The sequence below is a fragment of the Methylophaga sp. UBA4204 genome, assembly GCF_002379485.1.
GTDB lineage: Bacteria > Pseudomonadota > Gammaproteobacteria > Nitrosococcales > Methylophagaceae > Methylophaga.
In genome coordinates this window covers 55,452-55,663 of the sequence record NZ_DFTU01000094.1, presented here as the reverse complement: position 1 = coordinate 55,663, position 212 = coordinate 55,452, and the positions used below count along the sequence as shown (strand labels likewise).

1 protein-coding gene is annotated in these 212 nt (G+C 46.7%); it reads left to right on the top strand.

The features are described 5' to 3' along the window. On the top strand, positions 1–212 hold a 212-nt coding region (locus B3182_RS14385; RefSeq protein ID WP_292753240.1), incomplete at both ends, for a PEP/pyruvate-binding domain-containing protein.

Below are 212 nucleotides of genomic sequence, written 5' to 3'. Positions count from 1 at the left end.
TTGACGATGTCGTTGCACTTCAGAAAGCGGGTAAAACCATCCGTGAATGGATCATGACCATTCCTTATCCGGAAAAAATGGAAGCCGCAATTGATGAAGCTTATGAAAAGCTAGTAGAAGAATACGGTACTTCTACCAGCTGGGCGGTACGTTCATCTGCCACCGCAGAAGACTTACCCGATGCATCGTTTGCCGGACAACAGGAAACCTTT